This window comes from Pseudomonas sp. NCCP-436 (assembly GCF_019656335.1).
Taxonomy (GTDB): domain Bacteria; phylum Pseudomonadota; class Gammaproteobacteria; order Pseudomonadales; family Pseudomonadaceae; genus Aquipseudomonas.
In genome coordinates this window covers 62,623-83,981 of sequence record NZ_BPLZ01000012.1, presented here as the reverse complement: position 1 = coordinate 83,981, position 21,359 = coordinate 62,623, and the positions used below count along the sequence as shown (strand labels likewise).

Annotated in this window: 21 protein-coding genes; 8 read left to right on the top strand and 13 right to left on the bottom strand. The window is 61.9% G+C overall.

Annotated elements, in window-relative coordinates:
• Nucleotides 1–202 precede the first annotated feature (202 nt).
• From NCCP436_RS13200 to glnK, 5 genes are all read right to left on the bottom strand, one after another.
• A complete protein-coding gene (locus NCCP436_RS13200; protein ID WP_375709494.1) occupies nucleotides 203–1,690 on the bottom strand; it encodes a methyl-accepting chemotaxis protein in 1,488 nt (495 codons plus the stop codon).
• A gap of 442 nt (nucleotides 1,691–2,132) precedes the next feature.
• Nucleotides 2,133–2,444, bottom strand: coding sequence for a transcriptional regulator SutA (gene sutA / locus NCCP436_RS13195; RefSeq protein ID WP_220804458.1), 312 nt, complete (start codon nucleotides 2,442–2,444; stop codon nucleotides 2,133–2,135).
• Nucleotides 2,445–2,520: 76 nt separating this feature from the next.
• Nucleotides 2,521–2,946, bottom strand: a complete 426-nt coding sequence (locus tag NCCP436_RS13190) for a secondary thiamine-phosphate synthase enzyme YjbQ (protein ID WP_220804457.1) — start codon at nucleotides 2,944–2,946, stop codon at nucleotides 2,521–2,523.
• Nucleotides 2,947–3,045: 99 nt separating this feature from the next.
• Nucleotides 3,046–4,302, bottom strand: coding sequence for an ammonium transporter (locus NCCP436_RS13185; RefSeq protein WP_220804456.1), 1,257 nt, complete (start codon nucleotides 4,300–4,302; stop codon nucleotides 3,046–3,048).
• A gap of 312 nt (nucleotides 4,303–4,614) precedes the next feature.
• Nucleotides 4,615–4,953 (bottom strand): P-II family nitrogen regulator, encoded by a 339-nt coding sequence (gene glnK / locus NCCP436_RS13180; RefSeq protein WP_003096476.1) that lies wholly within the window; start codon nucleotides 4,951–4,953, stop codon nucleotides 4,615–4,617.
• 409 nt (nucleotides 4,954–5,362) lie between these two features.
• Here glnK and NCCP436_RS13175 point away from each other — a divergent pair, with 409 nt between their 5' ends.
• The 4 genes from NCCP436_RS13175 (at nucleotide 5,363) to NCCP436_RS13160 (ending at nucleotide 9,027) form a co-directional block, all read left to right on the top strand.
• Nucleotides 5,363–5,623, top strand: coding sequence for an accessory factor UbiK family protein (locus tag NCCP436_RS13175; RefSeq protein ID WP_220804455.1), 261 nt, complete (start codon nucleotides 5,363–5,365; stop codon nucleotides 5,621–5,623).
• 31 nt (nucleotides 5,624–5,654) lie between these two features.
• On the top strand, nucleotides 5,655–7,148 hold the full coding sequence (locus tag NCCP436_RS13170) for a YifB family Mg chelatase-like AAA ATPase (RefSeq protein WP_220804454.1): 1,494 nt from the start codon (nucleotides 5,655–5,657) through the stop codon (nucleotides 7,146–7,148).
• A 162-nt stretch (nucleotides 7,149–7,310) separates the two neighbouring features.
• Nucleotides 7,311–7,637, top strand: coding sequence for a thioredoxin TrxA (gene trxA, locus NCCP436_RS13165; protein ID WP_220804453.1), 327 nt, complete (start codon nucleotides 7,311–7,313; stop codon nucleotides 7,635–7,637).
• A gap of 160 nt (nucleotides 7,638–7,797) precedes the next feature.
• Nucleotides 7,798–9,027: a nucleoside recognition domain-containing protein gene (locus tag NCCP436_RS13160; protein ID WP_220804452.1), complete on the top strand. Its 1,230-nt coding sequence runs from the start codon at nucleotides 7,798–7,800 to the stop codon at nucleotides 9,025–9,027.
• A 75-nt stretch (nucleotides 9,028–9,102) separates the two neighbouring features.
• Here the strand turns inward: NCCP436_RS13160 and NCCP436_RS13155 are convergent, their stop codons facing one another.
• The 7 genes from NCCP436_RS13155 to NCCP436_RS13125 all read right to left on the bottom strand — a co-directional run bounded on the left by NCCP436_RS13155 (nucleotide 9,103) and on the right by NCCP436_RS13125 (nucleotide 16,215).
• Nucleotides 9,103–9,318: a dodecin gene (locus NCCP436_RS13155; protein WP_220804451.1), complete on the bottom strand. Its 216-nt coding sequence runs from the start codon at nucleotides 9,316–9,318 to the stop codon at nucleotides 9,103–9,105.
• 194 nt (nucleotides 9,319–9,512) lie between these two features.
• A complete protein-coding gene (argB, locus tag NCCP436_RS13150) occupies nucleotides 9,513–10,418 on the bottom strand; it encodes an acetylglutamate kinase (RefSeq protein ID WP_220804450.1) in 906 nt (301 codons plus the stop codon).
• A gap of 15 nt (nucleotides 10,419–10,433) precedes the next feature.
• The gene (gene algC / locus NCCP436_RS13145; protein ID WP_220804495.1) at nucleotides 10,434–11,828 is read right to left on the bottom strand and encodes a phosphomannomutase/phosphoglucomutase; all 1,395 of its coding nucleotides are present in this window, start codon (nucleotides 11,826–11,828) and stop codon (nucleotides 10,434–10,436) included.
• A 1,210-nt stretch (nucleotides 11,829–13,038) separates the two neighbouring features.
• On the bottom strand, nucleotides 13,039–13,494 hold the full coding sequence (gene dut / locus NCCP436_RS13140; RefSeq protein ID WP_220804449.1) for a dUTP diphosphatase: 456 nt from the start codon (nucleotides 13,492–13,494) through the stop codon (nucleotides 13,039–13,041).
• Between the two features lie 2 nt (nucleotides 13,495–13,496).
• On the bottom strand, nucleotides 13,497–14,705 hold the full coding sequence (gene coaBC / locus NCCP436_RS13135; protein WP_220804448.1) for a bifunctional phosphopantothenoylcysteine decarboxylase/phosphopantothenate--cysteine ligase CoaBC: 1,209 nt from the start codon (nucleotides 14,703–14,705) through the stop codon (nucleotides 13,497–13,499).
• Nucleotides 14,706–15,578: 873 nt separating this feature from the next.
• Nucleotides 15,579–16,040: an inhibitor of vertebrate lysozyme family protein gene (locus NCCP436_RS13130; protein WP_220804447.1), complete on the bottom strand. Its 462-nt coding sequence runs from the start codon at nucleotides 16,038–16,040 to the stop codon at nucleotides 15,579–15,581.
• 10 nt (nucleotides 16,041–16,050) lie between these two features.
• Nucleotides 16,051–16,215, bottom strand: a complete 165-nt coding sequence (locus NCCP436_RS13125; RefSeq protein ID WP_220804446.1) for a DUF1328 domain-containing protein — start codon at nucleotides 16,213–16,215, stop codon at nucleotides 16,051–16,053.
• 402 nt (nucleotides 16,216–16,617) lie between these two features.
• Here NCCP436_RS13125 and NCCP436_RS13120 point away from each other — a divergent pair, with 402 nt between their 5' ends.
• Complete coding sequence (locus NCCP436_RS13120; protein ID WP_220804445.1) at nucleotides 16,618–17,022, top strand: acyl-CoA thioesterase; 405 nt, start codon at nucleotides 16,618–16,620, stop codon at nucleotides 17,020–17,022.
• A gap of 70 nt (nucleotides 17,023–17,092) precedes the next feature.
• On the opposite strand, the gene NCCP436_RS13115 is transcribed toward NCCP436_RS13120, so the two are convergent.
• Nucleotides 17,093–18,193, bottom strand: a complete 1,101-nt coding sequence (locus NCCP436_RS13115; RefSeq protein WP_220804444.1) for a TRAP transporter substrate-binding protein — start codon at nucleotides 18,191–18,193, stop codon at nucleotides 17,093–17,095.
• Nucleotides 18,194–18,436: 243 nt separating this feature from the next.
• Here NCCP436_RS13115 and NCCP436_RS13110 point away from each other — a divergent pair, with 243 nt between their 5' ends.
• The 3 genes from NCCP436_RS13110 to NCCP436_RS13100 all read left to right on the top strand — a co-directional run bounded on the left by NCCP436_RS13110 (nucleotide 18,437) and on the right by NCCP436_RS13100 (nucleotide 21,353).
• Nucleotides 18,437–18,982, top strand: a complete 546-nt coding sequence (locus NCCP436_RS13110) for a TRAP transporter small permease subunit (protein WP_220804443.1) — start codon at nucleotides 18,437–18,439, stop codon at nucleotides 18,980–18,982.
• Nucleotides 18,975–20,351 carry a TRAP transporter large permease subunit gene (locus NCCP436_RS13105; protein ID WP_220804442.1) on the top strand — a complete coding sequence of 459 codons (1,377 nt, stop codon included), beginning with the start codon at nucleotides 18,975–18,977 and terminating at the stop codon, nucleotides 20,349–20,351. The genes NCCP436_RS13110 and NCCP436_RS13105 overlap by 8 nt, the downstream gene beginning before the upstream one ends.
• 99 nt (nucleotides 20,352–20,450) lie before the next feature.
• Nucleotides 20,451–21,353, top strand: a complete 903-nt coding sequence (locus tag NCCP436_RS13100) for a D-hexose-6-phosphate mutarotase (RefSeq protein WP_220804441.1) — start codon at nucleotides 20,451–20,453, stop codon at nucleotides 21,351–21,353.
• The last annotated feature ends 6 nt before the right edge of the window (nucleotides 21,354–21,359 follow it).

The following is a 21,359-nucleotide window of genomic DNA, read 5'->3' as shown; positions in this document are numbered from 1 at the left end:
CAGCGGATTCAACCGTTCCAGCAGGAGTCGACGCGCCGGGGCACGGTAAAGCGAAACGAGCTGTTGGCAAACCGGGATTGTCATGGCTTGGCAGCGTCGCACAGGCTTTGCGTCGTATTAAATCGGGTTTTTCAAACGCTTTGTTAAGTCCCGGCTAAACATTAGAGCTGTTTTGGATGTTCTCCTAAACCTTTGATCCGGCTCAGGGTTCCGGTCGATAACCGAGACGCAGTCCACCCCAGTGACGGCCATTGACCATGATTGGTACCGACAGATCGTGCATCAGTTCACCGGTGTCACGCATGTAGGTCTGCAACAGCAAAGCCTGGCAGTGACTGCCGCAACGCAGCCCGGTTCGATCATTGAACAGACGCTTGCCCCGGCTTCGTGCTGCATCCACCGCCGGGTTGCCGGTGGGCGGATGGTTGAACTCGGCATTGTGCGTCGGCACATAGCCTTCCGGCGTGGTACAGATGGCAAACACCAGCCCCTCATGCCGTTTCAGCAAGGGTTCCTGCAGACCTGGCAGCACCTGATCGGTGTAGCGGTCGAAACGGGTGGCGTACTTCTGCGGCTGAGTGCCAGGAATGGGCTGATAGTCGCGATCGAACAGATCAGCCTCGCTGATCCGTCCGGCGCGCAGATCTTCCTCGAACCGCGTGGCGATGGCTGTGGCAGCCTCGCGCGCCAGGTCGTAAGCGCGCTGGTGATAATTGTCCAGCCCCACTTCGGCAAGCTGCTCGCTGACCGTCTCGGCCTGGCCGACCAGATGTTCGGCGGCCTCGGCCAACTGCCGGGTCTGCTCCTCGCTGCCCTGCACATCATTTTGCAACTGCAATGCCGCAGCGGACAGACTGGCCAGGCGCTGATGATTGTCGGCTGTACCCGCGCTGATCTGCGCAACCTGCTGCTCGACCGCCTCGGCCTGATCGGCAATGCCGCACAGATGGCTGCCGGCCGCTTCGATCTGCTGCGCGGCCTGCTCCAGCTCGTCACTCTGGCGCTGAATGTGGGCCACTACCGCGGCGCTTTGCTGACGGATGTCGGCAACCATCTGGCTGACCTCTCCGGTAGCGCTGGCAGTACGCGCGGCCAGGTTGCGCACCTCATCGGCGACCACCGCGAAGCCACGTCCCATCTCACCAGCACGGGCCGCCTCGATGGCCGCATTGAGCGCCAGCAGGTTGGTCTGGCTGGCGATGGACTGGATCACCTGAGTAACCTGCTCGATCTGCTCGGTACGGCTGCCCAGGCCGTCGATCAGTTCACGACTGGCCAGATTCTGTGCACTGAGCTGCTGCATGCGGGCAATCGCCTGGCTCAGTTCGCCCTGACCATTGGCGCTGGCCTCACGCACGAGGCGGGCGGCCGCCAGGGTGCGCTCAGCCTGCTTGGCGCTGTCCTGTTCGGTGTGGGTGATAGCCTCGGCTGCCTGACTGACCTGCTGCACGGCCGTCAGTTGCGACTGCAGGCGACCGGCCAGATGCTTGACGGCATGCGCCACCTTGGCGGCGGACAAGGCATTGTGGCAAGTGTGCCGGGAAAGTCCGCGGCTGAATTCGACGAAGTCCCCTTGCTGGGACGCTGGATCCGACTGCTGCAGGTCATCATGCCGCTGCCAGGGCCCCAGCCAGGGCCACAGCGCCAGCAGCAGATAGGACGGAACGCTGACATAGGCTGGCAGTTGCATCATTTGGTAAGTCAGCATCAACCCGGCCAGGCCCGCGGCATGCAGGAAGAAGGTGAACGGGGAACGGATAAAAGCAGCTTGCATGACCGATCTCAGGGTTCTTGTTATCAAAGGCTGCGAGGCGTTACAGGCGAACCGGTTCACGACGGACTTTCTCCTCGAATGCCCGTACAGTCTGGCTGCAGGGTCAGCGAACCCCGTAGAAACTGCTTACGCAAGCGGGGCACAGTGAAGGGAATTCGAGCAGCTTGAAAGCAGCTACGCCATCGCACTTTGGTAGCACTCCGCCACGACTGTAGATCAGGTCAGCCAATCTCGCGACGTTGCCCCGGAGAATCACTCTGTCAGGCGCTTATACGATCCGGCGGGCACAAAAAATCCGATGCCGTCGACCGGCATCGGATTCTGGAAAACGGGAGGCGATATACCTCCTGCAAAGCCCTCAGATGGGGCGGCTGCCGTACTTGCTGTCCGGCTTGCGGGGCGGGTCGGCAACCACATTGGGCTCAACCTCCTGCACCTTGCCGCCACGAGCGAGAAACTCCTCCATGGCCCGGGCCAGTGCATCGCGCTCCTTCTGCTTGGCCTCAATGCTGGGCAGTTCGTCGACATCGGCAGCCTTGACCTTGCTCTTCTTGCTGCCAACTACGACATCAACCTCGTCGCCGTCATCGTCACCGGCGGCCACCAGCTCCTCGCCTTCGTCTTCCTCAGTCCCTTCCAGATCGTCTTGTTCCAGATCTTCGTCGCTCATGTTCAACCTCATGACTTGCGAAAAGCAGGTTAGTTATAGACCAGTCGTACAGGCTTTACTGCCCGACCGGGAAAATTCATCCGGCCTCGCCCTGCAGGGTGGCCACCACCCGCCGCGCCCCGCCATGATCACGGTGCTCGCCGAGGTAAATCCCCTGCCAGGTGCCCAGGGCCAGTTGTCCGTTGCTCACCGGCAGCTGCAGCGCAACACCCAGCAGACTGCCCTTGAAATGCGCCGGCAGATCATCCGGGCCTTCGTAATCGTGTTCGTAGCCTGGCTCGTCTTGCGGGACCAAACGATTGAAGAAACGCTCAAAATCACGGCGCACGGCCGGATCCGCATTCTCGTTGACCGTCAGCGACGCCGAGGTGTGCTGCAGCCAGAGGTGCAAAAGACCGACCCGTGCCTGCCGCAATTCCGGCAATTGCCCGAGGATTTCCTCCGTCACCAGATGAAAGCCCCGGCTACGCGGACGCAAGGTGAGCGTGCGTTGCCACCACATCCTATTTGCCTCCCACAGACCTCAGCGCGCGCATTCTAACGCGCTCCCGAAAAAAGCAAAGGGCGCCCGAAGGCGCCCCTGACTTTTACGAGCAAAGCATCATTTTCTGCTGCTGGTGAACTCCGGATAGGCTTCCATGCCGCACTCGACCAGATCCACCCCCTGGTACTCTTCCTCTTCGCTGACCCGCAGGCCAACCACTGCCTTGATGATCGACCAGACAATCAGGCTGGCGATAAAGACCCAGGCAAACACGCAAACGATACCGAGCAGTTGGGCGCCGAGGCTGGCATCAGGGTTGGTCAGGCATACGGCCAGAGTGCCCCAGATGCCGACCACGCCGTGTACCGAGATGGCACCGACCGGATCGTCGATCTTGATCTTGTCGAAGCCGAGGATGGCAAACACCACCAGCACACCACCGACACCACCGATCAGAGTGGCCTGCAGCGCAGTCGGGGTCAGCGGCTCGGCGGTGATGGCCACCAGGCCAGCCAGCGCACCGTTGATGGCCATGGTCAGGTCAGCCTTGCCGAACAGCAGGCGAGCCACAAGCAGCGCCGCGATCAGGCCACCGGCGGCCGCCATGTTGGTGTTGACGAACACCTGAGCGACAGCGTTGGCATCTTCAACGGTGCTCATCTTCAGCTGCGAACCGCCGTTGAAGCCGAACCAGCCCATCCACAGGATGAACATGCCCAAGGTTGCCAGCGGCAGGTTGGCACCCGGAATCGCGTTGATCTGACCGTTGGCGCCGTACTTGCCTTTACGCGGACCGAGCAGCAGTACGCCAGCCAGAGCAGCGGTAGCGCCGGCCATGTGCACCACAGTGGAACCAGCGAAGTCGAGAAAACCGGCTTCGTTGAGGAAACCGCTGCCCCACTTCCAGTAACCCTGAACCGGATAGATGAAGGCGGTCATCACCACTGCGAAGGCGATGAAGGGCCACAGTTTCATGCGCTCGGCCACCGCGCCGGAAACCACCGACATGCAGGTCGCGGCGAACACGATCTGGAAGAAGAAGTCTGCACGAGCGGCGTAGTAAGGAGCATCCTCGCCACCGGCCAGAACGGCCTCTACAGTGTTCTCATCGCCAATCAGGAAGCCCAGGCTCGGCAGAATTCCACCCTCGGGGCTGGAGTACATGATGTAGTAGCCGACCAGCAGATACATGACACAGGCTATAGAAAACAGCGCCACGTTCTTGACCAGGATCTCGGTTGTATTTTTCGAACGTACCAGACCGGCTTCGAGCATGGCGAAACCTGCCGCCATCCACATCACCAGAGCACCGCAAATCACGAAATAGAAGGTATCGAAGCCGTACTGCAATGCAGTCAATGCTGTGTTATCCATGTTTCACCTCTTGCCCGCGCATTTCACGCGTTTATCGGTCGATGCGCCCGGATTGGCTCCGGACGCGGTCCGCATGCTTTATCGCTAGTTGTTATCAGCAGCCTCCGCACGGACGCAGCCAGGAACGGCCATCACTCGGATAGTCGCGAGACCAAAGAGGGGCGGGAACAGCAGCAGAGAAGGCCTCACTGCTGGCGGGCTTTGCCATTGAAACCAGGGCCGGGCCTGAAATCACGGACAAAGGGGTTCCTAGCCCTGCGAAAGTTCGCAGAGTCATGGTTCTACTCCTGGGGCGTGGGGTTCTGAGGCTGCTTAGATCGCGTCGGTATCGGTTTCGCCGGTACGGATACGGATCGCTTGTTCCAGGTTGACGACAAAGATCTTGCCGTCACCAATCTTGCCGGTGTTGGCTGCCTTGGTGATGGCCTCGATCACGCGGTCGAGCTGATCGTCAGCGATGGCCACGTCGATCTTCACCTTCGGCAGGAAATCGACGACGTACTCGGCACCACGATACAGCTCGGTGTGACCCTTCTGGCGACCAAAGCCTTTGACCTCGGTTACGGTGATGCCCTGCACGCCGATCTCGGACAGCGACTCACGTACGTCGTCCAGCTTGAACGGCTTGATAATGGCAGTGACTAGTTTCATTAAACTTTCTCCCGTGTAAGGTGGACTTGCCCCAGGAATTGCGAACCCGGCTCAAGTCTAAGCGCAGTGTCTGGCTTTTGTAACGCGCTGCCCGCACCTGCCTGGCGTGGGCAACATCCACCATCCGCTCCCGACGAAACACTCCCTGCTTCGCCCGACGCACCGCTACTGCATCGGTGCATGCCTCACCCGGATCCAAAGCAGAAACCTTGCCAGATCTCTCAAAGCCCCGTACCACGGCACTTTCGAGCCTGTCACCGGAGATTTTCCGGATTCGACCGCCCCCTCATGCACAAAACAGGTGCACCGGCCCCGTGCAAAATATCCGAAACCGTGCACGCACATCGCCTGGCAGTTCACGCGGGCACTGCGTGCTAAACTGCCTGCCACCTGAATCCGGAATTTCTCCATGCTGCCGCCCAAAGCCCTGCTCGACACGCTCAGTAGCCACGCCTCCCGCCTCTTCGCAGGCGACAGCCCGCTCCCCCGCGCCGAACTGGAGGCCCAGTTCAAGGCCCTGCTGCAAAGCGGGTTCAGCAAGCTCGATCTGGTCAGTCGCGAAGAGTTCGACAGTCAGATGGTGGTGCTGGCTCGAACTCGCGCCCGTCTCGAGGCTCTGGAGGCTCGGGTTGCCGAGCTGGAAGCCCAGTTGAACCCGCCCGCCGACTGATCTCTCCGGCGGGACTGATCAAGGAGCGATCATGTCCCTGGCTATCGTCTACAGCCGTGCCCAGGTCGGGGTAGAAGCCCCGCCCGTCACCGTCGAAGCGCACCTGGCCAATGGCCTGCCTGCCCTGACCCTGGTCGGGCTGCCGGAAACCGCAGTAAAGGAAAGCAAGGATCGCGTGCGCAGTGCCATCCTCAACTCGGCCTTCGACTTTCCCGCCAAACGCATCACCCTCAACCTGGCTCCGGCCGATCTGCCGAAGGACGGCGGCCGTTTCGATCTGGCCATTGCCCTTGGCATTCTCGCCGCCAGCGGTCAGGTACCCTGTGCCAGCCTCGACGAGTACGAGTGTCTTGGCGAACTGGCGCTATCCGGCGCAGTACGGCCGGTGCAAGGCGTGCTGCCCGCTGCCCTAGCAGCCCGTGCGGCCGGACGCACCCTGTTGGTGCCGCAGGCCAACGCGGAGGAAGCCAGCCTGGCCTCCGGACTGAAGGTGATCGCCGTGGAGCACCTGCTGCAGATCGCCGCCCACCTCAACGGCAGTGCACCGCTGGCGTCCTATGAGTCTCAGGGGCTGCTGCGTCAAAGCCTGCCCTACCCGGATTTGGCCGACGTGCAGGGTCAACAGGCGGCCAAGCGCGCCCTGCTGATAGCTGCCGCAGGGGCACACAACCTGCTGTTCAGCGGCCCACCCGGCACCGGCAAGACCCTGCTGGCCAGTCGCCTGCCGGGACTGTTGCCGCCGCTGGACGAAAGCGAGGCGCTGGAAGTGGCCGCCATCCACTCGGTGGCCAGTCACACGCCGCTGCAGCACTGGCCACAGCGTCCATTCCGCACACCGCACCACAGTGCCTCCGGCCCGGCCCTCGTGGGTGGCGGCAGTCGCCCGCAACCGGGCGAGATCACCCTAGCCCACCTCGGTGTGCTGTTTCTCGACGAGCTCCCCGAGTTCGACCGCAAGGTTCTGGAGGTACTCCGCGAGCCTCTGGAATCAGGTCATATCGTGATTGCCCGGGCACGGGACAAGGTACGTTTCCCCGCCCGCTTCCAGCTGGTGGCCGCGATGAACCCCTGTCCCTGCGGCTATCTGGGCGATCCAAGCAACCGCTGCCGCTGCTCGCCGGAACAGATCCAGCGCTACCGCGCCAAGCTCTCTGGACCACTGCTCGACCGCATCGACCTGCACCTGACCGTCGCCCGTGAAACTACTCTGCTGGGCACTCCGCCAGCTCAGGGCGACAACAGTCGCCAGGCCGCAGCCCGGGTAGCACAGGCCCGACAGTTGCAGATACGCCGCCAGGGCGTGGCCAATGCCTTTCTCGACCTGCCCGAGCTGCGCCGCCACTGCGCCCTGGACATGGCAGATCGCCAATGGCTGGAGAGCGCCTGTGAACGGCTCGGTCTGTCCCTGCGGGCCGCTCATCGGGTACTCAAGGTAGCCCGCACTCTGGCCGATCTGGACGAGCAGCCGGCCATAACCCGGACACACCTGGCCGAGGCCCTGCAATATCGCCCGGCATCGGGTTGAAAATCATGCCGCCGTTCAGTCCATGTGCCAGCAAGGCGCCTCGTATTCATTGAGGAACGAGGCACAGGCCATTGACAGCTTCCTTCACCAGCGCCTTTCGAAGCGAGGTGAGGCGGGCTATGATGTGGCAACTTTTTGCTTCCGCATACTCGGAGAGTTTCCATGAGCGAATTCATCACCAACGTCAGCGATGCCAGCTTCGAGCAGGAGGTTATCCAGGCCGAAGGCCCGGTTCTGGTCGACTACTGGGCCGAATGGTGCGGCCCGTGCAAGATGATCGCACCGGTGCTTGACGAGATCGCCAAGGAATATCAGGGCCGCCTGAAGGTCTGCAAACTGAACATCGACGAGAACCAGGACACCCCGCCGAAGTATGGCGTGCGCGGTATCCCGACTCTGATGCTGTTCAAGAACGGCAACGTCGAGGCCACCAAGGTCGGCGCGCTGTCCAAGTCGCAACTGGCTGCCTTCCTCGACAGCAACATCTGAGTGCAGCCGAAGCAGTACCGGCGGCCTGCAGCCTTTACTGAAAATCCGATGCCCCGGCATCGGATTTTTTATTTACGCAAGCCGCAAAGCCCGACGAGTGCTGCGCAGCCACTGGATGGGCGCGTTATCATCCGTGCAGGACAATGAGGGGGGGTACGGCATGCTCAATGGCCTGTGGCTGAGCTTTTTCCTGGTAGCGGCAGCGGCCGGCTTTTCCCGCTGGCTGATTGGCGGCGACCCAACGGTATTCGGCGCCATGGTCGAGAGTCTGTTCGCCATGGCCAAGCTGTCGGTGGAAGTGATGGTACTGCTGTTCGGCACCATGACGCTCTGGCTCGGCCTGCTGCGCATTGCCGAACAGGCCGGCCTGGTGGACGGTCTGGCGCGGCTCCTCGGCCCGCTGTTCGCCCGCCTGATGCCGGAAGTGCCACGAGGCCATCCGGCGCTTGGTCTGATCACCATGAACTTCGCCGCCAACGGCCTGGGGCTGGACAACGCCGCCACGCCCATCGGCCTGAAGGCCATGCGCAGCTTGCAGGAACTCAACCCGAACAGCACCACAGCCAGCAATGCACAGATTCTCTTCCTGGTGCTCAACGCCTCCTCGCTGACTCTGCTGCCGGTGTCCATCTTCATGTACCGCGTGCAGCAGGGGGCGGCGGATCCAACCCTGGTATTCCTGCCCATCCTGCTGGCCACCAGCGCCTCGACCCTGGTCGGCCTGCTGTCGGTGGCGCTGATACAGCGCCTGCGCCTTTGGGATCCGCTAGTGCTGTCCTACCTGGTACCGGGCGCACTGCTGCTCGGCGGTTTCATGGCCCTGCTGGCCAGCCTCAGCGCCACCGCCCTGGCGGCACTGTCTTCGCTGCTAGGCAACCTTACCCTGTTCGGCGTGATCCTGGCCTTTCTGCTGGTGGGCGCACTGAAACGGGTCAAGGTCTATGAGCAGTTCATCGAAGGCGCCCGCGAGGGCTTCGATATCGCCAAGAGTCTGCTGCCCTATCTGGTGGCCATGCTTTGCGCCATTGGCGTGCTGCGTGCTTCCGGGGCACTGGAATTCTGTCTCGACGGTATCCGCTGGATGGTGGATACCCTGGGCTGGGACACCCGCTTCGTCGAGGCGCTGCCTACAGCCCTGGTCAAGCCGTTCTCCGGCAGTGCGGCGCGGGCGATGCTGATCGAAACCATGCAGACCCACGGGGTCGACAGCTTCCCGGCGCTGGCTTCTGCGACCATCCAGGGCAGCACGGAAACCACCTTCTATGTGCTGGCCGTTTATTTCGGCGCAGTGGGTATCCAGCGGGCACGCCATGCGGTGGGCTGCGCTCTGCTGGCAGAGCTGGCCGGCGTAGTGGCGGCGATCAGCGTAACCTACTGGTTCTTCGGCTGACGGCCCGTCTCAGTCGGCAGTCAAGAATCGCTCTCGCACAAGTCTGCCAATACGGGGAATTATTGTCCGCGCCAGCTAGCTGTCACTCACTCGGAAGCCAACCTTGAGCGTCACCTGATAGTGGCCGACCCGGCCGTTTTCGATGTGCCCGCGGGTATCCACCACCTCAAACCAGTCCATATTTCGAACGCTGCGGGCGCACTCAGCCAGGGCGTTCTCGATGGCATCCTCGATACTGGAGCGGGACGAGCCCACGATTTCGAGCTTCTTGTAGGTGTGATGGTCGGTCATGGCGCTCTCCCGGTTCAGGTCTACGGTTTCCTGAGACTAGTCGAGTCTGGCCACTGCGGTGGATTGAATGCGGCCGAGGCCGCGCTGGCGGGTATTTCAGAAATAACAGGACAGGCCTTTCGATGGCCCGTAGCAGGCGAAAAGCACAGCGGAAAGACCGCAGGCGCCGCCTCTTTCGAGGCGGCAAATGCAGCTCAGGGACGCTTGCGGTTGGTAATCAGGGTGCCGACGCCGGTATCGGTGAAGATTTCCAGCAGCACTGCATTGGGCACCCTGCCGTCGATGATGTGGGCGCTGTGAACGCCGCCCTGGACGGCCTCGAGTGCGCAGCGGATCTTCGGCAACATGCCACCGTAGATGGTGCCGTCTGCGATCAGTTCATCCACCTGCTCGGTAGTCAGCCCGGTGAGCACTGCGCCCTGCTTGTCCATCAGCCCGGCGATGTTGGTCAACAGCATGAGTTTTTCGGCTTGCAGCGCCTCGGCCACCTTGCCGGCCACCAGATCCGCGTTGATGTTGTAGGACTCACCATCAGGTCCGACCCCAATGGGGGCGATGACCGGGATGAAGTTGCCCTTGACCAGCATGCCCAGCAGCTCGGTATTGACCCCGGTGACCTCGCCGACATGGCCGATATCGATAATCTCCGGCTTGGTCATTTCCGGCGTCTGGCGGCTGACCTTGAGTTTCTTCGCGCGGATCAGGCCGGCATCCTTGCCGGTCAGGCCGATGGCACTGCCGCCATGCTGGTTGATCAGGTTGACGATGCTCTTGTTGACCTGCCCGCCGAGCACCATTTCCACAACGTCCATGGTGGCGGTGTCGGTAACGCGCATGCCATCGATAAAGTGGCTCTCGATATTCAGGCGCTTGAGCAGATCCCCGATCTGCGGGCCACCGCCATGCACCACCACCGGGTTGATGCCAACCGCCTTCATCAGCACGATGTCACGTGCGAAGCCCTGCTTGAGCTCTTCGCTTTCCATGGCGTTGCCGCCGTATTTGATCACCAGGGTCTTGCCGACGAAACGGCGGATATAGGGCAGGGCTTCGGACAGTACCTTGGCAACCTGGGAAGCGGCGTCACGCTCTAGGGTCATGCAGGGGCTCCTGGATCAGAATGGCAGTTGCAGGTCGGGAGCGACCTTGAGAAGTTGGGTGCGGAAGATACCCTGGATACGCTCCAGTTCCTCCTGATTGTCGGCTTCGAAGCGCAGTACCAGTACCGGTGTGGTGTTGGAGGCACGGATCAAACCCCAGCCCTTTGGATAGTCAACCCGAACCCCGTCGATGCTGGTGATGCAGGCTTCGCCCCACTGGCCTTCGCGCTGCAGGCGCTCAATCAGGCTGAACTTGTTCTGCTCCGTCACCTGGATATTGATCTCCGGTGTGGAGATGTCGTTGGGGAAGGCGCTGAACACATGCTCGGCACTGCGCTTATCGAGGCTGAGGATCTCCAGCAGCCGCGCAGCACTGTAGATGCCGTCGTCGAAACCATACCAGCGTTCCTTGAAGAAAATATGGCCGCTCATCTCACCGGCCAGCAGGGCGCCGGTTTCCTTCATCTTCTTCTTGATCAGCGAGTGACCGGTCTTCCACATGACCGGGCGACCTCCGTAGCCGCTGATCAGCGCCGTCAGGCGACGGGTGCATTTGACGTCGAAAATGATGTCGGCACCCGGGTTGCGTGACACCACATCCTTGGCAAACAGCATCAGCAGACGATCCGGATAGACGATGGTGCCGGCATTGGTCACAACGCCCACGCGGTCGCCGTCGCCGTCAAAGGCCAGCCCGAGATCGGCGTTCTCGCTTCTCACCCGCTCGATCAGATCGACCAGATTCTCCGGCTTGCCCGGATCCGGATGATGGTTGGGGAAGGTGCCATCCACCTCGCAGTACAGCGGGATAACACTGCAGCCCAGGGCCTCGATCAGTTGTGGGGCGATCACCCCGGCGGCACCGTTGCCACAGTCGACCACTACGCGCATCGGCTTGGCCAGGGCAATATCGTCGCGGATGGCCTTGAAGTAGCGCCCAAGCACGTCAACCTGCTGCACACTGCCAACGCCGCTGACTAGATCGTTATTGTCCAGGCGGGCCTTGAGTGCCTGAATCTGCTCGCCGGCCAGAGTGTCCCCGGCGATGACGATCTTGAAGCCATTGTAATCCGGCGGGTTGTGACTGCCGGTAAGCATCACTGCCGAGCGCCCCTCCAGCACATTGGCGGCAAAGTACACTACCGGAGTCGGCACCATGCCGACATCGGTGACTTCACAGCCGCAATCCAACAGCCCCTGCACCAGTTGCTGCAGCAGCTCGGGACCGGACAGGCGCCCGTCACGCCCGACGATGACCCGCGGCTCCCCCTGAGCCAGACTCTGCGAGCCGACCGCACGGCCGATCCAGTAGGCGAACTCGGGGACCAGGGTATCGCCCACCACACCACGGATGTCGTAGGCGCGGAAAATGTCGGCTGGCAGTTGCGGGATGCTCGAGGTGTTGCTCATCGGGGGGCTCTGCTCCAATCCCAGTAGATCCTGGTCTTCATCGAGAATGTCGATATCGAGGATATCGGTGTCCTGAAACAGTGGATTGACCAGCTCCTCCGGACGGACAGACGGTTGCGCAACAGATGACGCCAGCGCTGCCTTGGCGCTGTCACCTTCTGCTGCACTGCGCTGCGGCAGCCGGGCCAAGGCCTGAGCCAGTCCATCGAGAGCCGGAACGCTGAGACTGAAGGGCTTGACGCGCTTGCCGGCAGCGAGTTCTTTAAGCATTTGCCCGAGTTGCCGGGCGTCATTGCTGACACGGCGCTGCTGCGCCCTCTGCACCAGCATCAGGCCGATCAGCGCGCCGCCCAGGGCGATCAGTGCGGCCAATGCCAGCAGCAGTGGTGACGGCAAGGCTCCGCTCAAACCCGGCCCGGCACTGAAGGTGAGCTTCCAGTGCGGGTTGCCGGTGGGAAATACCAGAGGACTGCCCTCGCCGGCCTGACCGCGCTGCAGCAGGATTTGCTCAGGAGTGTTGGCAAACTGCTGTACCAGTTGCAGCTGGCCGTAATCAGCCGGCAATGGCGGCAAGGCCGCCAGCAAGCGCTGCAGATCCACCGCCAGCAGGAGCGTGCCCTGCGTCGGCAGGTTGTCCCCCGGACGCAGCGCCACGGCACTGTAGACCAACCAGCGCTGACCAACCCGGTAGGCCTCCGCAGGCGGCTGCTGACCGGCCTCCACCCGACGAAGCAGATCCAGCCCGGCAAAATTCATGGGCGCCGCACGATTGGGGTTCTGCGACGCCTCGCCACGGCGATTGAGGTGTACGTCGACCACTCCGTCCCAGTACCGCAGGCGCCGCTCGACGCTGCCAATCTGTGGATTCTCAGCCTGCTGCAGTGCCTGCAGTAGTTCAGGATTGCGCGCAGCGGCCAGGGCATCGGCCTGCAGCTGCCGCAGGGCCTGCTGCACCGCAGCAGCCTGGCTGCCACCAATAGCCTGAGCCAGTTCCTCCTGGCGCGCCTGCTGGTGACTCATCTGAGCCAGCCACAACAGAGCGGCGGCAGCAGCGACACCGAGCAGAGCGACGAGCAGACCGGGCAGCAGCGGCCCGAGATCCCCGGTTTTGCCGGCGTTGGCCGGTGTTGCGGGGATATCGACTTCCTTGGCTTTACGCTTGAAGAGTTTCACGCAGAGGCTCCTCGGCGAGATCCAGTAGACGCGAGCGTCAGTGACTGCCGGAGTGACCGAAGCCGCCACTGCCGCGTTGGGTTTCATCGAATTGCTCGACCAGCTCGAAACGGGCCTGCACCACCGGCACCAGTATCAGTTGAGCAATGCGCTCGCCAACAGCAATGGTGAAAGGGCTCTGCCCGCGATTCCAGCAGGACACCATCAGTTCACCTTGGTAGTCCGAGTCGATCAGCCCCACCAGGTTGCCGAGGACGATGCCGTGCTTGTGGCCCAGCCCCGAGCGCGGCAGGATCATCGCGGCCAGGCCGGGGTCGCCGATATAGATCGACAGGCCGGTGGGAATCAACAGGGTCTGACCCGGCTCGAGGACGCAGTCCTCCTTGAGCATGGCGCGCAGGTCGAGGCCCGCCGAACCGGGAGTGGCGTACTGCGGCAGGGGGAAGTCCCGGCCGAGGCGCGGGTCGAGGATCTTGGCTTGCAGGGCGTGCATGGTCAGCTCTTGTTCAGTCGGTCGGCAATAAGGGTGATCAGTTGGCGGGCGATCTTGCCCTTGCTGGTCTGGGCAAAGCTGGTCTGCTGCAGCCCCCGGTCGATCACGGTGATGGCATTTTCCTCACTGTTGAAGCCGATGTCCGGGTTGGCCACGTCATTGGCAACAATGAGGTCGAGGTTCTTGTCACGCAGCTTGCGCGAAGCGTACTCCAGCAGGTTCTCCGTCTCGGCGGCAAAGCCGACACTGAACGGACGATCCGCGCGGCCAGCGATAGTGGCGAGGATATCCGGGTTGCGCACCATTTGCAGGACAAAACCCTCACCACTGGCAGGGTCTTTCTTCAGTTTGTGCGGCGCAACCACTTCCGGCCGGTAGTCGGCCACCGCCGCAGCGGCGATCAGGATGTCACAGGGCATGGCCGCCTCGCAGGCTGCCAGCATGTCGCGAGCACTGACCACGTCGATGCGCTCAACCCTATCCGGAGTACGCAGATGTACCGGACCGCAGACCAGGGTGACGCGCGCACCGGCTTCGGCCGCCGCCTCGGCCAAAGCAAAGCCCATCTTGCCGGAGCTGTGGTTGGTGATATAACGCACCGGATCGATGTTTTCCTGGGTCGGACCGGCGGTAATCAGCACATGCTGACCATCCAGTGCCCGGCGCTGGAAGCTGTCGGCGGCCAGTTGGGCCAGTTCGGCGGCTTCAAGCATGCGACCGAGGCCGACGTCGCCGCAGGCCTGGCTGCCGGAGGCAGGGCCGAACAGACGCATGCCACGCTGCTGCAGCAGCTGCAGATTGTCGGCAGTGGCTGGATCGCGCCACATGGCCTGATTCATCGCCGGAGCCAGAGCCACAGGCGCATCGGTGGCCAGCACCAGGGTGGTCAGCAGATCATTGGCCAGCCCCTGGGCCAGGCGCGCAATCAGATCCGCAGTGGCCGGAGCGATCAGCACCAGGTCGGCCCAACGTGCCAGCTCGATATGCCCCATGGCCGCCTCGGCAGCGGGGTCGAGCAGGTCGAGGTGCACGGGATGGCCGGAAAGCGCCTGCAAGGTCAGCGGAGTGATGAATTCGCGGCCGCCCTGAGTCATGACGACACGGACTTCCGCGCCCAGATCCTTGAGGCGACGAACCAGTTCGGCACTCTTGTAGGCAGCAATACCACCCCCCACGCCGACGATGATGCGTTTGCGATAAAGCCGCTGCATAGATCTGCCTTTTGTTTACCGGTGAATGTGCGTCACGCTGCCAGTGCCTCCCCAGGCTGGCCGCGTGCAGAGTCGGGTCGGACGCCCCGCCCGGGAGTCGCCTCGTTTCGGGGCCATAAGCGCACCCTGTGCCCGGCCCGCGTACCCGTGCGACACCTGACAGCTGAACCGGCGGAGCACGGAGACAGCGTCGGATTCTACAGCCATCGGCAGGGAAACCGTAGCGTTCTCTCCTGTGCAGCTGGTGTCGGCTTCTGCACCGGATCTGCGTCCTTAATGTCTCGTGCGCCGAGCTCCGGGCCAAGGCTCGGCCAACGGAGACAGCAGCGATAGTGGCGCTGAGAGATTGTCGAGAATCACCCTGTTGAAGGAAGGTCTGGACTGCGCTGTTGAGCTACTTGCCCCGCGCATGCACCAGAAAACCGGCACGACCGGTACGCTAGCTGAAACGAATCTGCCCGCTGTCGGGCATTTCCTTCAGCCTGAAGACCAGCCCCCGAGTCTTCGGTTGAGCGTCAGGATTAGTGATTGTAGATCAGCATGTTCGATGGACGACTGTAGGGACAATGGCCTGGGCACAGCCTGGGTACAAATGATGCTGATGGTATTCCGGCATGGGAGTGACGGATACGCGCCATGCCCTGCCTCTGCGGCTGCGGCTGCGGCTGCGACTGCGACTGCGACTGCGACTGCGATGAAGCATGCAGCCCTTCAGCTGCGCGGTTCAGCGCGAGGTGGATCGGCCGATCTTCAGCTGGAGCACTCCGCTCGACTACGCCTACATGGTCACCATGCACCACGAACATTATGGTCACGTGTAAGCGGCCATAACCGCGCCGACCGGACTATGCAGTTCCGGCCGGCATTTCACTGCTAGTACCAGTTCGGGTCGCTGCGCAACTGTTCCAGCAGCATCCGCCGAATCTCCTCGTTCGGATCACCCAGCCAGCGCAGGCTGGCATGCTCGCTGGGCGCCCGATCCTCCGCCAGTCCATCCGGCACCTGAACATAGAGCGCATAGGCGTCGTCGTCCTGCCATTCGAAGGCCACATAAACGCGCTGCGCAAAGCAGTTGTGCGCCTCGCATACCTGACCGACCAGATAGCGGTCGCTGTCGACTTCCACCACCTGTATCGACGTAGACGGGCCGCTTAGATTGATCAGCCAGTCGGGTAATCGCTGCTCATCGCTCAACAGCTCCTGCCAGGCCTCGCGATACTCGGCATTGCTGCCCAGCAGTTCGGCAGGCAGGAAAGCGGCGTCATGATCGGCGGCCTGCGCCGTCAGCACACCGCCCAGCAGAAGGGCGGCGACAGTGACGTTTAGACGCTGCATCTATTTCTCCTCAAATACGCGGTCGACGCCCCATGACCAGCGAGATGACGAACAGCACCAGAAAAACCACAAAGAGGATTTTGGCAATCCCGGCGGCGGTACCGGCAATGCCGCCAAATCCCAGGACAGCAGCGACAATGGCAATAATCAGGAAGGTAATGGCCCAGCTCAGCATGGCGTTTCTCCTTGCGACTCTGCGGTATGAAAGCCGAAGACCCCATATCCCTATGGACATGACAGGACTCCGGGCCGGAGACGACAGCATGTGTCTCCCATTGCCAGACCGATACGTACCGATCCGTTAGCTAAGACTCTGCATCCCCCATGCCAGCCTGTAGCAAACGAAAAATGTCTTAAGAAACAACCATTTGTTTATTGGCCTGGAAATCAGCAACGGGCATCCTGCACGAATATTCCTCATCGGCCCTTGCGTTTTGCCCGAAGACCAGGCCCGCCGGCACTTTTGAGCCATTGCGCAATGGTCGCCCGGCGACCGTTCAGTCGGTATACTCACGGCACCCACCTACCCATAGGGTGCGCGTCTAAAAACAGCAACCGCGCCGCGAGTCTTGAGCCGATGAACGACTACGAACAGGAAGACCCGATTCCCCAGGGCGACCTTGCCCTGCAGATCACCGCCCTACCGCGCGAGACCAATGGTTTCGGAGATATCTACGGTGGCTGGCTGGTCGCGCAGATGGATCTGGCCGGTACGGCCATGGCCAGCAAGATCGCTGCAGGACGCGTGGCCACCGTAGCCATCGACCGCATGGCCTTCCTCGTACCTGTGGCCGTGGGTGCGCAACTGTCGTTCTACACCCAGGCACTGGAGGTAGGACGCAGCTCCATCCAGATGATGGTGGAAGTCTGGAGCGACGACCCGCTCTCAAACGAGTGGCGCAAGGTCACTGAAGCGGTATTCGTCTTTGTCGCCATTGACGGCAGCGGCCGAACCCGTCCTCTACCGCCACGTCGGGGCTGATGCTCCAAGAGCGCAACACCGAATACGAAAACGCCGGCCCTCAAGGCCGGCGTTTTTCATGGCGGACAGATCAGCCGCGGATATTGTAGATATCCTTCTCGTTGCTTTCGGCGTAGTCGTACAGCCGCTGCAGATAGGCCTTCTGGTGATCCCAGACCTTCTTCGCCACAGGGTCGGCATTGGCCGAGGCCTCGACCACTTCGGTGGCGACTTCCTTCAGGCGAGCCAGTACTTCGTCAGGCAGGCGACGGACATCGACGCCTTCGGACTTGAGCTGCTCCATGGCCTCCATGTTCTTGGCGTTGTAGTCGTCGAGCATGTCGCCATTGATCGCGCGAGCGGCGCTGCGAACGATGGCTTGCAGGTCGGCCGGCAGGGTTTCCCAGGCCTTGAGGTTGACGTCCAGCTCGAACTGTACGCTCGGCTCCTGCCAGCCCGGGGTGTAGTAGTACTTGGATGCCTTGTGCAGACCCAGGGCCAGGTCGTTGTACGGGCCGATCCATTCGGTGGCGTCGATGGCGCCGGTCTGCAGCGCGGTGAAGATCTCGCCGGCCGGCATGTTGACCACGGTTCCGCCCATCTTGGTCAGCACTTCGCCGCCCAGGCCCGGGGTGCGCATCTTCAGACCCTTGAAGTCGTCGACCGAAGTGATTTCCTTGTTGAACCAGCCGGCGGTCTGTACACCGGTGTTGCCGCAGGCCATCGGCAGTACGCCGAACGGTTTGTACACCTCTTCCCACAGCTGCATGCCGCCGCCGTAGTGCAGCCAGGCGTTCATTTCCAGTGCGTTGGGGCCGAACGGCAGGGCGCAGAAAAACTGCGCTGCCGGTACCTTGCCCTTCCAGTAATACGGTGCGCCGTGGCCCAGTTCGGCTGTGCCACGGGAAACTGCATCGAATACTTCCAGCGCCGGCACCAGCTCGCCTGCAGCGTAAATGCGGACTTTCAGGCGACCGTTACTCATTTCCTCCACGAGCTTGGCGAAGCGCTCTGCGCCTACGCCTACGCCGGGGAAATTCTTCGGCCAGGACGTAACCATCTTCCAGGTGAAGGTTTGCGAGCTCGAGCCCTCTTGAGGCGCGGCGGCGCTTTTCGAATCTTCTTTGCAACCAGCCAGGGCGGTTGCGGCAAGGCCTACGCCCGCTGCGGCGAGTATGTCGCGACGTTTCATTCGATGCTCCTTTTTTGTTGTATTGGTCTGACCACGGGATCGCCGGCGTCAAACCCGACCTGAGTAACATAAGGCGGCGACACCCTCAAGCCACGGAAGTGCGACTAAAGTTGTAGTGGCATTGCTGATCCGCGCGCAGCCCGCATAAAATCGCCGCCCGCACCCCACAAGGATGCGCTCGGCGCGACGACATGCCAACAGGCTCGTCGTCATGTCCATAAACCATAACGATAAGGACTCCCTATGTCCGACAAGCCTTCAGTACCCCTCAAGCTTGCATGCCTCATCGACAGCCTTAACGGCTGGATCGGCAGAGTAATCGCCTGGCTCACCCTGTTCCTGGTCTTAGGTACCGCTGTTGTGGTGGTGCTGCGTTATGGCTTCGGTATTGGCGCCACTGCCCTGCAGGAGGCCGTTCTCTACGCTCACGCGCTGGTCTTCATGGGCGCTTCTGCCTGGGTTCTGCAGCGTAACGGTCACGTGCGCGTAGACATCTTCTTCCAGAAATTCAACGGTCGTCGGCAGGCGGTGGTGGAGCTCTTCGGCACACTGTTCCTGCTGCTGCCGGTCTGCCTGTATCTCGGCTGGGCCAGTTGGGACTACGTGGCCAACTCCTGGGCGACCAAGGAGATTTCCAACGAAACCGGCGGGCTGCATTTCGTCTACCTGCAGAAGAGCATCATCCTGGTGCTGGCTGCGGCCATGAGCCTGCAGGGCCTGTCCAATCTGATCAAGGCTGCGTACATCATCGCTGGCCGCATTCCGGCGCCGGAGGTGAAGCATGGCTGAGGTGATGGCGATTCTGTTGTTCATCAGCATCTGTGTGGTGCTGATGGCTGGCTTCCCGGTGGCGTTTACGCTGGCGGGTGTTTCCCTGTTGTTCGCCGGCCTTGGTGTGCTCACCGGGACCTTCGATCCGGGATACCTGAGCGCACTGCCCAACCGTCTGTTCGGGATCATGAACAACCAGACCATGCTGGCTGTGCCGCTGTTCGTGTTCATGGGGGTGATGCTGGAGAAGTCCAGGGTCGCCGAAGATCTGCTTGAGTCCATGTCGCGCCTGTTCGGCCGCCTGCGTGGCGGCCTGATCATCTCGGTCTGCGTAGTGGGCGCTCTGCTGGCCGCATCGACTGGTATCGTCGGCGCCACCGTGGTGACCATGGGCCTGCTGGCCCTGCCGACCCTGCTCAAGCGCGGCTACGACCCGGGCGTAGCCACCGGTACTCTGGCTGCCACCGGTACTCTGGGCCAGATCATTCCACCGTCGATCGTGCTGGTGCTGCTGGGGGACGTGATGTCCAGCGCCTACCAGCAGGCGCAACTGAAGATGGGCATCTTCTCGCCCAAGACCGTGTCGGTCGGCGACCTGTTCATGGGCGCGCTGATTCCCGGCCTGATGCTGGTCGGCCTGTACGTCACCTACCTGATCGTGATGATCTTCCTCAAGCCGGAGAAGATGCCGGCGATTCCCAAGGAAGAGCTGGGCGAGGTGCAGTGGGGCAAGCTGCTTGGCGCCCTGGTGCCGCCGCTGGCGCTGATCGTCATCGTGCTGGGGTCGATCCTTGCCGGTTTTGCCACCCCCACCGAAGCGGCTGCTATCGGTGCCGTTGGTGCGACCCTGCTGGCGCTATTCAAGGGCCAGCTGAACATCCCTCAGCTACGTAATGTGGCTCATGGCACCACCGAGATCAGCTGCATGGTGTTCCTGATCCTAATCGGTGCCTCGTTGTTCTCGCTGATCTTCCGCGGCTTCGGTGGCGAGCATCTGATCGAAGAGGTGTTCCACTCGCTGCCGGGCGGCGTGCTGGGTGCTTTCTTCCTGGTGATGCTGGTGATCTTCCTGCTCGGCTTCATCCTCGACTTCATCGAAATCATTTTCGTGGTGGTGCCGATTGTCGGGCCGGTACTGCTGGCCATGGGGCTCGACCCGATCTGGCTGGGTGTGATGATCGCGCTGAACCTGCAGACGTCGTTCCTCACACCGCCGCTGGGCTTCTCGCTGTTCTACCTGCGTGGCGTCACGCCACGTTCGGTGACTACCGGCACCATGTATCGCGGTGTGATGCCCTTCATCGGTATCCAGTTGCTGATGCTGGTGATCGCCTACCTGTTCCCGGGCATCATCACCTGGCTGCCGGAGCAGATTTACGGCAAATAAGCGTCACTGGTGCGGTTTGGAAAACGCCCGTCCTCGTGACGGGCGTTTTGCTTTTTGCGTTGTCACACTATGCATCATCCATCTCAAGGAGAGGTCGTAATGAGCGCTGCCCAAGTCGAACGCGTGGAACTGGATCAACTGATCTGCTGGCGAATTCGTGCTGCTGGCAGCGAACTGCTGGTGACGCAGCAGGGCGCGCAGATACTCGGTTACCGACAGGCCGAGCAGCCACCGCTGATCTGGCTGAGCCCGGACGCGGCTTATCGAACCGGGCAAAGCGTGCGCGGTGGTGTGCCGGTGTGCTGGCCCTGGTTCGGCGACCTGCGGCGCAATCCGCAGGCGGTGCAGGCGCACTACCGGGCGGACGAAGCCCCGGCCCACGGCCTGTTGCGCACACTGCCCTGGGAACTGCAGGACATCCAGCAGCAGGCGGGCGGCGTCAGCCTCAGGCTGACCTACGACACAATCCGCCATCCCCTGCCGCACTGGGACGGCGAGGCCAGCCTGAGCCTGACGCTGGAGCTGACCGAGCAACTGCAACTGCATCTGGAAACCCACAACCTGGGGCAGTCACCACTGACTTTCAGCCAGGCCCTGCACAGCTACTTTGCCGTCAGCGATGTGCACACAGTACGTATCGAAGGATTCGACGGCTGTCGCTACATCGATACTCTGCAGGACTGGCAGATCCTATTGCAGGAGGGCGAACCACTGATCGAAGGCGAAACCGACCGCCTCTACCTCAATGTCCCGGCCCGCCTTGTCATCAACGACCCTGCCTGGAACCGGCGCATCCTGCTGGAAAGCCGCGGCTCGGCGTCAGCCGTGCTATGGAATCCATGGACAGACAAGGCCCGTCGCCTCTCGCAGTTCCCGGACTCGGCCTGGAAAGAGATGCTGTGCATCGAAACCGGCAATCTGTGGGATGACATCGTCAGCCTACTACCGGGACAACGACACCAGCTAAGCCTGCGCATTTCCAGCGAACCTCTGGACGACTGACATACT

What these genes read in the sequence shown, in the direction of transcription:
- NCCP436_RS13200 (WP_375709494.1), bottom strand. Translation starts at nt 1,690, where the DNA reads ATGCAACTGCCAGCCTATGTCAGCGTTCCGTCCTATCTGCTGCTGGCG.
- sutA (WP_220804458.1), bottom strand. Translation starts at nt 2,444, where the DNA reads ATGAGCGACGAAGATCTGGAACAAGACGATCTGGAAGGGACTGAGGAA.
- NCCP436_RS13190 (WP_220804457.1), bottom strand. Translation starts at nt 2,946, where the DNA reads ATGTGGTGGCAACGCACGCTCACCTTGCGTCCGCGTAGCCGGGGCTTT.
- NCCP436_RS13185 (WP_220804456.1), bottom strand. Translation starts at nt 4,302, where the DNA reads ATGGATAACACAGCATTGACTGCATTGCAGTACGGCTTCGATACCTTC.
- glnK (WP_003096476.1), bottom strand. Translation starts at nt 4,953, where the DNA reads ATGAAACTAGTCACTGCCATTATCAAGCCGTTCAAGCTGGACGACGTA.
- NCCP436_RS13175 (WP_220804455.1), top strand. Translation starts at nt 5,363, where the DNA reads ATGCTGCCGCCCAAAGCCCTGCTCGACACGCTCAGTAGCCACGCCTCC.
- NCCP436_RS13170 (WP_220804454.1), top strand. Translation starts at nt 5,655, where the DNA reads ATGTCCCTGGCTATCGTCTACAGCCGTGCCCAGGTCGGGGTAGAAGCC.
- trxA (WP_220804453.1), top strand. Translation starts at nt 7,311, where the DNA reads ATGAGCGAATTCATCACCAACGTCAGCGATGCCAGCTTCGAGCAGGAG.
- NCCP436_RS13160 (WP_220804452.1), top strand. Translation starts at nt 7,798, where the DNA reads ATGCTCAATGGCCTGTGGCTGAGCTTTTTCCTGGTAGCGGCAGCGGCC.
- NCCP436_RS13155 (WP_220804451.1), bottom strand. Translation starts at nt 9,318, where the DNA reads ATGACCGACCATCACACCTACAAGAAGCTCGAAATCGTGGGCTCGTCC.
- argB (WP_220804450.1), bottom strand. Translation starts at nt 10,418, where the DNA reads ATGACCCTAGAGCGTGACGCCGCTTCCCAGGTTGCCAAGGTACTGTCC.
- algC (WP_220804495.1), bottom strand. Translation starts at nt 11,828, where the DNA reads ATGAGCAACACCTCGAGCATCCCGCAACTGCCAGCCGACATTTTCCGC.
- dut (WP_220804449.1), bottom strand. Translation starts at nt 13,494, where the DNA reads ATGCACGCCCTGCAAGCCAAGATCCTCGACCCGCGCCTCGGCCGGGAC.
- coaBC (WP_220804448.1), bottom strand. Translation starts at nt 14,705, where the DNA reads ATGCAGCGGCTTTATCGCAAACGCATCATCGTCGGCGTGGGGGGTGGT.
- NCCP436_RS13130 (WP_220804447.1), bottom strand. Translation starts at nt 16,040, where the DNA reads ATGCAGCGTCTAAACGTCACTGTCGCCGCCCTTCTGCTGGGCGGTGTG.
- NCCP436_RS13125 (WP_220804446.1), bottom strand. Translation starts at nt 16,215, where the DNA reads ATGCTGAGCTGGGCCATTACCTTCCTGATTATTGCCATTGTCGCTGCT.
- NCCP436_RS13120 (WP_220804445.1), top strand. Translation starts at nt 16,618, where the DNA reads ATGAACGACTACGAACAGGAAGACCCGATTCCCCAGGGCGACCTTGCC.
- NCCP436_RS13115 (WP_220804444.1), bottom strand. Translation starts at nt 18,193, where the DNA reads ATGAAACGTCGCGACATACTCGCCGCAGCGGGCGTAGGCCTTGCCGCA.
- NCCP436_RS13110 (WP_220804443.1), top strand. Translation starts at nt 18,437, where the DNA reads ATGTCCGACAAGCCTTCAGTACCCCTCAAGCTTGCATGCCTCATCGAC.
- NCCP436_RS13105 (WP_220804442.1), top strand. Translation starts at nt 18,975, where the DNA reads ATGGCTGAGGTGATGGCGATTCTGTTGTTCATCAGCATCTGTGTGGTG.
- NCCP436_RS13100 (WP_220804441.1), top strand. Translation starts at nt 20,451, where the DNA reads ATGAGCGCTGCCCAAGTCGAACGCGTGGAACTGGATCAACTGATCTGC.